Origin of the sequence: Spartinivicinus ruber (assembly GCF_011009015.1) — a bacterium.
Lineage (GTDB): Bacteria > Pseudomonadota > Gammaproteobacteria > Pseudomonadales > Zooshikellaceae > Spartinivicinus > Spartinivicinus ruber.
This window is the reverse complement of sequence record NZ_CP048878.1, coordinates 1,740,552-1,752,404: the sequence shown is the minus strand read 5'-3', so window position 1 is coordinate 1,752,404 and position 11,853 is coordinate 1,740,552. Positions and strand designations below refer to the sequence as shown.

At 44.5% G+C, this 11,853-nt stretch carries 10 protein-coding genes and 1 other RNA gene; 2 read left to right on the top strand and 9 right to left on the bottom strand.

Translation table 11 applies throughout. The features are described from left to right. Positions 1-32: 32 nt before the first annotated feature. From mraY to rsmI, 9 genes are all read right to left on the bottom strand, one after another. Entirely contained in the window at positions 33-1,112 is a 1,080-nt protein-coding gene (gene mraY / locus G4Y78_RS08355) for a phospho-N-acetylmuramoyl-pentapeptide-transferase (RefSeq protein ID WP_163832590.1), read from the bottom strand. Next, a complete protein-coding gene (locus G4Y78_RS08350; RefSeq protein WP_163832589.1) occupies positions 1,112-2,497 on the bottom strand; it encodes a UDP-N-acetylmuramoyl-tripeptide--D-alanyl-D-alanine ligase in 1,386 nt (461 codons plus the stop codon). Before G4Y78_RS08350 ends, mraY begins: the two co-directional genes overlap by 1 nt. Beyond that, the gene (locus G4Y78_RS08345) at positions 2,490-4,016 is read right to left on the bottom strand and encodes a UDP-N-acetylmuramoyl-L-alanyl-D-glutamate--2,6-diaminopimelate ligase (protein ID WP_163832588.1); all 1,527 of its coding nucleotides are present in this window, start codon (positions 4,014-4,016) and stop codon (positions 2,490-2,492) included. Before G4Y78_RS08345 ends, G4Y78_RS08350 begins: the two co-directional genes overlap by 8 nt. Further along, the gene (locus G4Y78_RS08340) at positions 4,013-5,725 is read right to left on the bottom strand and encodes a peptidoglycan D,D-transpeptidase FtsI family protein (protein WP_163832587.1); all 1,713 of its coding nucleotides are present in this window, start codon (positions 5,723-5,725) and stop codon (positions 4,013-4,015) included. Before G4Y78_RS08340 ends, G4Y78_RS08345 begins: the two co-directional genes overlap by 4 nt. Then, positions 5,722-6,003: a cell division protein FtsL gene (gene ftsL, locus G4Y78_RS08335; RefSeq protein WP_163832586.1), complete on the bottom strand. Its 282-nt coding sequence runs from the start codon at positions 6,001-6,003 to the stop codon at positions 5,722-5,724. Before ftsL ends, G4Y78_RS08340 begins: the two co-directional genes overlap by 4 nt. 35 nt (positions 6,004-6,038) lie before the next feature. After that, entirely contained in the window at positions 6,039-6,974 is a 936-nt protein-coding gene (rsmH, locus tag G4Y78_RS08330) for a 16S rRNA (cytosine(1402)-N(4))-methyltransferase RsmH (RefSeq protein WP_163832585.1), read from the bottom strand. Between the two features lie 2 nt (positions 6,975-6,976). Further along, a complete protein-coding gene (gene mraZ / locus G4Y78_RS08325) occupies positions 6,977-7,432 on the bottom strand; it encodes a division/cell wall cluster transcriptional repressor MraZ (RefSeq protein WP_163832584.1) in 456 nt (151 codons plus the stop codon). 358 nt (positions 7,433-7,790) lie between these two features. Beyond that, positions 7,791-8,186: RNase P RNA component class A (gene rnpB / locus G4Y78_RS08320), an RNA gene on the bottom strand. 11 nt (positions 8,187-8,197) lie between these two features. Next, complete coding sequence (gene rsmI, locus G4Y78_RS08315) at positions 8,198-9,070, bottom strand: 16S rRNA (cytidine(1402)-2'-O)-methyltransferase (protein WP_163832583.1); 873 nt, start codon at positions 9,068-9,070, stop codon at positions 8,198-8,200. A gap of 478 nt (positions 9,071-9,548) precedes the next feature. Between rsmI and G4Y78_RS08310 the strand changes: the two genes are divergently transcribed. Together G4Y78_RS08310 and G4Y78_RS08305 are read left to right on the top strand one after the other, a co-directional pair. Next, a complete protein-coding gene (locus tag G4Y78_RS08310) occupies positions 9,549-11,438 on the top strand; it encodes a penicillin-binding protein activator (RefSeq protein WP_163832582.1) in 1,890 nt (629 codons plus the stop codon). Continuing rightward, on the top strand, positions 11,419-11,796 hold the full coding sequence (locus tag G4Y78_RS08305) for a YraN family protein (protein ID WP_163832581.1): 378 nt from the start codon (positions 11,419-11,421) through the stop codon (positions 11,794-11,796). Before G4Y78_RS08310 ends, G4Y78_RS08305 begins: the two co-directional genes overlap by 20 nt. The last annotated feature ends 57 nt before the right edge of the window (positions 11,797-11,853 follow it).

Here is an 11,853-nt window from a genome sequence, read left to right as displayed (position 1 = left end):
GCATTTTTAAAGATGCTACCCGTTTTATCTTATTAACGTACTTTTAAGGTGGCCAAACCAACTAAAACCAGCATTAAGGTAATTATCCAAAAACGCACAATTACTCGTGGTTCAGGCCAACCTTTTAATTCAAAATGATGGTGCAAAGGGGCCATGCGGAAAATCCGGCGTCCTGTTAATTTGTAAGAACCGACCTGCAAAATCACAGAAACGGTTTCCATTACAAATACTCCCCCCATGATAAACAGAACAATTTCCTGCCTTACGATTACCGCAATGACCCCCAGCGCCGCCCCCAAGGAGAGTGCACCTACGTCTCCCATAAAAACCTGTGCTGGATAAGTGTTAAACCATAAAAAGCCAAGCCCTGCGCCCACCATGGCCGCGCATATCACCACTAACTCACCACTGCCTTTGATATAGGGAATATGCAAATACTCAGCAAATCCCACGTGACCAGTTAAATAGGCAAACACTCCTAAGGCTCCAGCGACCATTACCGTTGGCATAATAGCTAAACCATCCAAACCATCGGTTAAATTGACTGCATTACTGCTTCCTACGATTACGAAATAAGCCAATACCACAAAAAACAAGCCCAAATTAATCGCTACTTCTTTAAACACCGGTACAATCAATTGCAACTGATCAGGCGTAGAGGTTTGATATAAAAAAATCGCAGCCCCTAATCCAGCAACCGATTGCCAAAAATATTTCCATCGAGCAGGTAAACCTCGAGAATTTTTTTCGATGACTTTTCGATAATCATCAACCCAACCTACCGCTCCAAAAATAAAGGTGACAGCTAATACCACCCACACATAGCGATTGGATAAATCCGCCCATAATAAGGTGCTTATACCAATTGCTACGATAATTAATGCACCTCCCATTGTTGGAGTGCCCGCTTTACTTAAATGGGTTTGCGGTCCATCGTCACGTACCGCCTGACCAATTTGGCGGCTGGTTAAATGCCTGATAATCTTCGGACCAAGCCATAAAGACATTCCTAATGCCGTTAACACGCCAAAAATAGCGCGCAGAGTTAAATACTGAAAAACACTAAAACTGCTTACGTAATTTGCTAACAGCTCAGCTAGCCATAACAACATCAGCTATTACCCCCTGTCGTTCGACAAGCAGTAACCACTGTTTCCATTTTGGCACTACGAGAACCTTTAATTAAAACCACTAACGACTCACTTAATTGTTTATCTAAAAACTCAACCAATTCGGCTTTACTGTTAAAGTGTTGTGCACCTTCACCAAACCCAATCACACTCTGTTCAGTGAGTGGCCCTACTGCATACAAACCATCCAAGCCCTGTTGCTTGGCAAACTGGCCCACTTCAAAATGCAGCGCTTCAGCTTGTTCACCTAATTCCCCCATATCTCCCAGTACCAGCAGGCGCCTGCCAGGGTATTGAGCTAATAGTTGAATGGCTGCTTTTACTGAGCCAGGGTTAGCATTATAGGTATCATCAATCAGCCGACACCCCTTTTTGCCTGACAGTTGTACACCACGCCCTGCAACGGGCTGTATTTCACCAAGACCTGCAGCAATTGCTTGCGGACTACTCCCTGCAGCAAAAGCAGTCGCTGCCGCTGCCAGCGCATTGGCGATATTATGCCGTCCTGGTAAAGGAAGCGTTACGTCAAAACAGTGATCCAGTAGATGTATTTTGAACTGAAATCCCTGATCAATAAGCTCAACATGAGTTGCATATACTTGAGCTTCAGTATTTAAAACACTGAAACTTAATAACTGCTGATTTTCTGGCAACAAGGTTTTCCAATAACCAAAAAATTGATCATCAGCATTAAATACTGCCGTACCACCGTCCACTAAACCTTGAGTAATTTCTCCTTTAGCTTTCGCGGTATTTTCTAATGAGCCAAAACCTGCTAAATGAGCGGCCATCACATTATTAATTAAACACACCGTAGGTCTGCTAAGCTGACTCGTATAGGCTATTTCACCTATTGCATTAGCGCCCAGTTCAATCACTGCATACTGATGTTCTGCGGTTAAACGACTTAAAGTTAATGGTGCCCCTAAATCATTATTTAAATTACCAACCGTTGATAATGTTGGACCTTGCTGCTGAAAAATTGCCGCCAACATTTCTTTAACAGTGGTTTTGCCACTGCTACCAGTTAATGCAACTAAAGGCCCCGAAAAGTCTTCACGATTAATTTGACCAATCAGCCCCAAGGCTATTCGGCTATCCTCAACGATTAGCTGAGTGATTGGCATATCAGCTGTCTTTTCAGCCTCAATTGGCTTTTCAACAACCGCTGCAACTGCCCCTTGCTGCTTAGCTATTGCAATATAATCATGCCCATCAAAATTAGGACCTTTTAGAGCAATAAATAACTCACCTGGTTGAATAGTGCGGGTATCAATACTTAATCCAGAAAAGGTTTGATCACTACCTAATAATTGACTGTTGGGTATTAGACGACTAATCGTGCTCAGTTGATTACGCTTAATCATGGCTACTCCAATTTAATAATGCTTGTGCAGCCTGTTCGAAGTCGCTAAAGGGTAATCGCTTGCCCATTATTTCTTGGTAGTTTTCATGCCCTTTACCAGCAATAACAACAATATCGTCAGTTTTAGCCTGTTGAATGGCTTGTTGAATAGCCAGACTTCTATCTTCAATAACATCGACGGGAAATTCAGGGGAAGCTGGTAGCCCTTGACGAATATCATCTAAAATTTCTTGAGGATCTTCCGTACGAGGATTATCTGATGTAATAACCAAATGATCAGCATGATGATAAGCAGCTTGTGCCATTTCCGAACGCTTACCTTTATCTCGGTCGCCACCACAACCAAACACACAAATAATCCTCTGATTGCTATGTAAACGCACAGCTTTGAGTAATTGAATTAACGCATCCGGTGTATGGGCATAGTCTACGACAACAGTTGGCTGTTTTTTACCTCTGTTTTCTCTAACCGTTTGCAACCGGCCAGTAACAGGCTTAAGTGCTTTTACAGCCTCTAGTAAACGATTAAAGTTAACTCCATTCGCCGCTAGCCCAGTAATGACTGCTAATACATTGGCTAAATTAAAATGTCCCAATAAGGGGATGTGTATTTCACCCTTACCCCAAGGACTTTCAATAACTGCAGCAATGCCATCAGTTAAATAACGAATTTGGCTTGCGACAACATCTGCACTTGTGTTCTGCAAACTATATTGCCAACGCTGACAAGCAGGATGACAAGCAGCCAACATTAATTCTGCATAAGGATCGTCCTGATTAATCACCGCATGTTGTAACGCAATATTGGTGAATAACTGTGCCTTTGCCGCTGCGTAATCCCCCATGGTTTGATGATAATCCAAGTGATCACGAGTTAAATTAGTAAAAATAGCCACATCAAAGTCAATGTTTTCAACCCGACCTTGAGCAAGCCCATGGGAGGAAACTTCCATTGCTAAATAAGGCACTTGCTGATTAACCAGCTGATAAATAAATTGATGCAACTGTAATGCATCAGGCGTAGTATTTAATAATGGTGTTAATAAATCAGTTGTACCATAGCCCAACGTTCCTACTACACCACAACTGATGTTTAAATGATTAAGCAGTTGCCGAGCAAATTGGCTACAAGAGGTTTTGCCATTGGTACCTGTTATACCCAAAATATTTATTTGGTTAGATGCATAACCAAAATATTCATTTAACAGTTTTCCCAGTTGTTTTTTCAGTTGAGGCACTTCAAATACAGAGGGTTGCCCCGACATTGGTCGACCGGTTTGTTCAGTTAAAGCAGCTACAGCTCCCTGACCAAATGCATCAGTAATAAAACGCCGTCCATCCACCTGATAGCCAGGCATCGCAATAAACAAATCACCAGGTTTTACTTGTCGACTGTCAATAGCCACTCCTGAAATAATTGGATCAAACCCAGTTTGACGCTGCCCAATTGCAGCCAATAACCGAGAGAGAGGCATTACTGGCGATTTCGGCATTGACTGGTCATCCTGCTTTGCTGTCATGTGTTATTTCCACTCCTGTCACGACCATGCTTGGCTAAAGCCGCCGAATTATCCGGTGATACTCCTAATAACTGTAAGGAACCAGCTACCACTTTTGAAAAAACAGGTGCAGCAACCTCACCACCGTAATACTTTTTATTTTTTGGGTTATCAATCATCACAACAGCTGCAACCCTTGGATGATCAACTGGAGCTAAACCACTAAACACAGAATGGTGTTTTTTTTCTGAGTATCCTCCTGCTTCAGCAATACGAGCTGTACCCGTTTTACCCGCCACCTGATAAGCATCAATGGCCCCTCGCGTGCCTGTCCCGCCTTTTTCAACTACACTGGTCAACATTTTTACAACATCACGGGCTACTTTACTGGGAATCACTTGTGAGGGATCAGGCTGATCATCCAACCTTAATAAAGTGGTAGGCATTTTTTTCCCTTTATTCGCCAGCACCCCATAGGCTTGAGTGAGCTGGATAGCAGTAACTGCCATACCATAGCCATAGGATAAGGTCGCCTCTTCCGTTGCCCGCCACTTACTACGTAAAGGCAATAAACCAGTACTTTCACCTGGGAACCCTGTGCCAGTATCGGAGCCAAACCCCATCCGATGTAATAACGAAGCGACTGTAGGTGCAGTCACTTGCTGAATAATTTTGGTCATGCCAATGTTGCTGGACTTTTTCAATACTGTAGTGATATCGATAACACCATAGTTACGATGATCTTTAATGGTTTTACGCCCTACCATCATGTAACCAGGGCTGGTATCAATAAGGGAAGACGGAGTAAATTCTCCAGTTTCCAGCGCAGCTGCAATAGTAAATGGCTTAAGCGTCGAGCCAGGCTCAAAAATATCAGTCATAGCACGGTTACGAATAGCGCCTGCCCGTACCCGACTACGGTTATTGGGGTTGTACACAGGCTGATTAACCATCGCCAATATTTCCCCAGTTTGCACATCCAACATCACCAGGGTTCCTCCTGAGGCATTATGCAGCTTGACAGCTTTTGCCAACTCTCGATAAGCGAGGTTTTGCACTCTCAAATCAATGCTTAAATACAACTCCTTTCCTGGCTGAGCACTTTTAATCAGTTCAGCACTCCGCACCAGCCGCCCTTTTCTATCTTTATACAGACGCACCTGACCGGGCTTGCCGGTAAGCCAATGATCATAGGCCAACTCAATACCTTCCTGACCTTTACCATCTATATTGGTAAAGCCAACAATATGAGCAGCCACTCTGCCCGCTGGGTAATAGCGCTTAAACTCATCAATACCATAAATACCACTGATTTTTTCTTTCAACAGCGGTTTAGCCTGATCAGGACGCATATGCCGTTTAAGATAAATAAACTCTCGAGTGCGATTATCATTAACCTTCTTAGCCAAGTAGCTTGGGCTGACTCCTAAGTATTTAGCGATAGCTGGCCACTGTGGCTGAACATTGATCAATTCTTTGGGGTTACCCCAGATAGTCACTACTGGAGTACTCACTGCAAGCGGCTCACCATTTCGGTCAAAAATAATGCCCCGGGTGGCTGCCACCTCTGAATGGCGCACCACCCGCTTATCACCTTCATTTTGCAGAAAGTGACGATCGATCACCTGCAGATCAATAATTCGCCAGCCCACCAGTGCAGCTGCAAGCATCAACACAGTGATAACAAATCGGAAGCGCCAGATGGGCACATCAGTTTTTAGCTGGCTCATGGTTTAACGATCATCATTTCATCACTTGAAGGGATATGCATAGCTAATTTGCCTGTTGCAATTTTGTCTAACCGGCTAGGAGTGGTCAGCGTGCTATGCTGCAACAACAACTGGCCCCACTTCACCTGGGCTTTTGACTGTGCTGTCAACTCAGCCTGCAACAGATTAAATTGCTGGCGGTTTAAGTGGGAGACATACACCACTGCCAAGGCCGACATCACCACCAAAATAAATAGCAGCGCTATGCCTACCACAGGCTTTGAAGCTGTTAATTTCATAGGAGCATCACTCCAACATTTACCAGCACAATTAATTACTTAAGTTTCTCTGCAACCCGCATAATGGAACTACGGGAGCGCACATTACCATCCACCTCCTGATCTGATGGTTTTCTCGCTTTTCCCACCGCTTTTAAACGCTGATTCAACTGATCAGCTGTCACTGGTAAGCCTGGTGGAAGCTCATCCCCTTTTACATGCTTTTTGATAAAACGCTTAACGATCCGGTCTTCCAATGAGTGAAAGCTAATCACTACCAGCCTCCCTCCTGGTTTAAGTACCTCCAGCGCAGCATCAAGAGCTGCTTCTAAATCTCCCAACTCATTGTTGATATGAATGCGAATCGCTTGAAATGCCCGAGTCGCTGGATGCTTGTGTTTCTCCCAGGCAGGATTTGCTTCCGCAATAACCTTGGCCAACTCAGTTGTCGTCGTAATTGAAAACTGCTGCCGTGTTGTAACAATGGCCTTGGCCATCCGACGTGAAAAACGTTCCTCACCATAAGTCCACAACACATCAGCAATTTCTTTTTCTTCAGCACTGGCTATCCAGTCAGCGGCTGACATCCCAATGGTTGGGTTCATCCGCATGTCTAAAGGCCCTTCCTGCAAGAAGCTAAAGCCTCTTTCTGGGTTATCCAACTGTGGGGAAGAGACCCCTAGGTCAAGTAACACTCCCGCAACTGTAGGTGGACTTCGCCACTGCTGAGCAAACTCAGCTAGCTCGGCAAATGAGCCATGGCCAACTTGAAATCGTGGGTCTTCACTGGCAATTTGCTCAGCTACTGCAATGGCATCTGGGTCTTTATCAATACCCAACAAATGGCCGTCACTGGTTAACCGACTAAGAATTTGTCGACTATGACCACCCCGGCCAAAAGTACCATCAATATAATTTCCCGCTGGATCTACCACCAAGGCTTCAACTGCCTCATCCAGCAATACGGTCTGATGCTGATACATCGCTGTCATCGCTATAAAGAGAGTGACTCCAACTCAGCCGGCATACTGTCACCACCACTGGCTTCTGCCAGATATTGGTCACGTCGCTCAGCCCACTGTTGTTCACTCCAAAGTTCAAACTTCTTCCCCTGGCCCAACAGAATGGTTTTTTTCTCTAGGCTGGCATAATCCCGCAACAAAGGGGGGATCAATATTCGGCCACTACCATCTATTTCCAGGTCGGTTGCATGTCCAATGAGCAAGCGCTGAATTCGCCTGGCCACTGGGTTAAAGCTAGGAAGCGCTTCAATTTTGGCTTGAATGCTTTCCCACTCATCAATGGGATAAATCAGTAAGCAGGGTTCTTCAGTATCAATAGTTGCCACTAGCTGCCCGTCACACCGACTTAATAACTTATCCCGGTGCTTAGTTGGTATAGCCAGACGCCCTTTGGCATCCATGTTGATTGAGCTGACACCACGAAACAAATTGAGAAACCCTCAACCTGAGATACCCCAGGTTCCACCAATAACCCAATATTTTCCACAAAAACCCACTTTCTTCCACTTTGAGACACTATAGGAACGCTCTTGTTCTTCGTCAAGCAGTCACTCGCGTTCCTTAAACCAAAAAAGCCATAAAAATCAGGCAAATAGCTAAACAAGTAAACCCTACGCGAGCCTATAAACTAATAAATCACCATAAGGAACAATGGTTTAGCCTACAAAGCTACTGACAAATCTGAATAATGAGATTATTTGGCTCTAACAATACAAGTGACTGGAGAATAAAAGCATAAGAAAGGTAGGTAAAAAGAAAGATAGAGGAAGCAAATACGCTATAGAGTGAGAGAGTTGGCCTGTAAGCCGGGTTCTGTTGAAGACAACCATTCATCTGGGATGCATATCACTATACACCTCAAGCAACCTACCCGAATTCAGTGCGGGCCGCACTTATGAATTCCTATTTGGTCTTGCTCCAAGCGGGGTTTACCATGCCATGACGTGTTACCACGCATGCGGTGCGCTCTTACCGCACCCTTTCACCCTTACCGGCAACTAGCTTTTACAAGCCAATTGCTTAGGCGGTCTACTCTCTGCTGCACTTTCCGTAGGTTCACACCCCCCAGGCGTTACCTGGCGCTTTGCCCTATGGAGCCCGGACTTTCCTCCCTTCAAACCCATAAATAAAGTGTTCACACACTCTATTATATCGTTGAACAGCGGTTGCCCAGCCAACTCTCGGCGCTAAATCTACCCCTGTTTCCGAGCCAGTGCAAGCTCATAGAGCTGTTTCTTTTTATAGCCCGTGATTTTGGAAGCCAACTGGCTTGCTTGCTTGACCGATAGCTCTGCTAAAAGAATATCCAGCACCTTGAGTACATCTTCAGGTAGTTCTTCAGGTTTAGGTTTAGTCGCCCCCTCAATTAGCAACACAAACTCGCCTTTCTGCTGATTGTGGTCAGCTGTCAGCCAAGCCAGTAACTCTTCAGCAGTGTCTTTTTTGATAGTCTCAAATGTTTTAGTTAATTCTCGAGCAATAGTGATTTGTCGGCTATTGTCAGCCAGCGCAACTAAGTCTTCAACACAAGCAACTATTCGATGACAAGACTCATAACAAACCACTGTTGCCGAATATTTTAATAATTCTTCCAGCCGTTGCTGCCGGGCTTGCTTTTTGTGGGGTAAAAAACCTTCAAACCAAAACCGATCAGAAGGCAAACCTGCCGCACTCAGTGCCGCAATCATGGCAGTCACCCCAGGCACTGGAACAACTTTTATCGACTTATCCTGCGCCGCCTTCACCAACTGATACCCTGGGTCTGACACCAATGGAGTACCCGCATCAGAAATTAACGCCACTTGCTGTCCATGCAGCAACTTATCTATAAGCTGCTCTGTTCGAGCTCGCTCGTTATGATCATGATAGGAAACCAATGGTGTACTGATCATGAAATGCTTCAGGAGCTGCCCACTGTGACGAGTATCCTCAGCAGCAATTAAATCCACTGTCTGTAATACATTAACTGCTCTAGGTGTCATATCATCCATATTACCGATAGGGGTTGCTACCACATATAAGACACCTTGTGCTAGCTTGTTTTGACTCTTTATCTCACTGCTCATTAGAAGTAGAAAACCCCACTATGGCTTGAAGATGCAGCAAAACCACTGCACTTGCAGATATACCGTTAATACTAACTCAAGTATTTTACCAGAAATCAAATACGTAGGGCATACTGGTTTAAGTCTCTGGTATAAAATAACCTCTAAACAATTTGCTTTTTTTGCCGATAAGTCTTGGATACAAATTAAAACAAGGTTACAAACTTCGAAGACGTTAGTTACACTGGGCAGGTTGTATATCAAATTTTTACGATCTGGTGAAATATCCGGGCTAGGCTAAGGTTAACTATTATGAAGGGCTTTCTGGTAAGCTGGCATATTAAGCCTGATATTTCAGCACTATAAATTTTTCATGAGACTGACATCATCGCTATAAGTATTTAAGAGTTTCATATAGCAACTCTTAAATACTTCAAATAAATGATGCCGAAGATCATCAGTTCAACATTAACAACGCTTGTTAGAAGTAAGTTCAGGTATGAAGCAATCGGTTCGTAATATTATTAGTTTCGCGCTCGCCTCCACACTCATTGCTGGTTGTGGTGGTGTTAAACAAGTTCGTACCCATGGCAGTGTTGCTCCGCTACCGGCACAAAGCCTGGCTGAAGTTCAGCGACTTCTTGCCAAGGCTGAAAGAGCCCCCTCTCCAGAGAAAGAGTCATTAAAAATTTCCGCGGCTAATTTACTACTGCAAACCAATACGACAGATAATTCACAAGAAGCCGCCAGTATTGTTAATGGGTTAAACCCCCAAGGACTCCCACTCAACTCACAGGCCGAATACGCTTTAGTGCAAGCACAACTAGCACTATCTAGAAATAATACGGGTAAAGCCTTTGAGTGGGTGGACAACCCTAATGTAATAAATACCAGCAATCCCAAGTTGACTAAGCAATCTTACCAAGTACGTGCCAGAGCTTATGAACGTAACAAAGAATACCGTGCAGCATTAGATGAGTGGCTATTAGCACTTCCTTTACTCAGTGCAGATGAAAAGCACATTGCTCATCAAGCAATTTGGCGTAACCTGCTTAACCTAGACTCAAACACGCTGAGTTATTTAACGACCCATACTGGTGACCAAAAAACCTTGGGCTGGGTGAGTTTAGCCGCCATCATGAAAAAGCCCGAAGATGTTGATAGCCAAATTCAAGCATTTCAACAATGGCAACAACAGTGGCCGAACCATCCTGGAAATCAGCAAATTCCTCAAGCCATGAGAGCCCTGGAGCAAATTGCGGCTCACCGCCCCAACAAAATTGCGTTGCTGCTGCCAATGACGGGCTCACTGGGTTATGCAGGGAAAGCCATTCGCGATGGTTTTTTAGCTGCTTATTATCATGCTTTACAAAACGGCCATGTGGTACCTGAAATTAAAGTCATTAACACCAATAAACACGCGTCTATCAATGATGCTGTAGCAGAAGCTACTGCTCAAGGCGCTGAAATGATTGTTGGACCACTGAAAAAGGCACGGGTTAAAAAACTACAACAATTGGCACCTACCACTCCCACCTTAACCTTAAACTACGGTGATCGTACTGCCTCTTCCCCTGCCAACTTTTATCAGTTTGGGCTAGCTGCAGAGGATGAAGCGAAACAAGCTGCCCAACAAGCCTGGCATGATGGCTTCCGAGCGCCTGTCATTATTGCCCCTGCTTCAAGCTGGGGTAATCGTATAGTCAGCGCTTTTAGCAATGAGTGGCAGTCATTAGGTGGCACTATCCGTGGTGATGCACGATTTACCGGAGAAAGTGACTACAATCAGGTGATTGGCGCCTTACTTAATCCCCGTGCCAGCACCCTGAGAGCCCACGAAGTGGAACAGGTGATTGGCAAGCAAATTCGCCACAATCCTAACCGCCGTGGCGATGTTGACATGGTATTTTTGGCTGCCAACGCCAAACAAGGCCGACAAGTGAAGCCTACCCTTGCTTATCACTATGGCGGTGACTTACCCGTTTATGCGACGGGCACTATTTTTACTGGCAAAGCCAACCCAACAAAAGACGGCGATTTAGATGGCATTATGTTTCCTTCGATGCCCTGGTTGAGTGATGTTTTTGATGATCCATTAAAATCTAAAATCATTGATACCTGGGACCGCTCCAATACCTTATATGGTCCCTTATTTGCGCTAGGTATTGATGCCTATCGTCTCTATCCTAGACTACCTCAATTGAAGACAGTTGAAGGGACTCGTTTATTTGGTGCTTCAGGCTCCCTCACTTTAAATCCTCACCAACAGGTAGAGCGGACCCAGCCTTGGTTTTTCTTCAAAGGTGGAACTCCGCAACCCATGCCCGTTAACGCCTACCAGCAATATAACAACGCACCCGCTGTACATTATGGTATGGGGCAAGAATAAACCAACTGAAACAGGACTGCGCTATGAGCAAGTAGCGCAGCGTCACCTAGAAGCACAAGGACTAAAAACCATTCAGCGTAACTTCCGTTGTAAAGTAGGTGAGCTGGATTTAATCATGCAAGATGGCGAAAGTTTGGTGTTTGTGGAAGTAAGATTCCGTAAAAATCAAGCTTTTGGCTCGCCAGCCAGTACTATCACCCCACATAAGCAGCATAAAATCATAAAAGCCGCTCAATATTTTTTAATGACCAAAAAACTTGATATGCCCTGCCGATTTGATGTGGTTGCCATTGCTAAAGATAACCAGCAACAGCTGTATATTGACTGGATACCTAACGCTTTTACAACCGACAGCTAGTGAATTCAATCAAGAGAATTGATACTATTACAAGCTTCGTTGTCTACACCTTCTGCA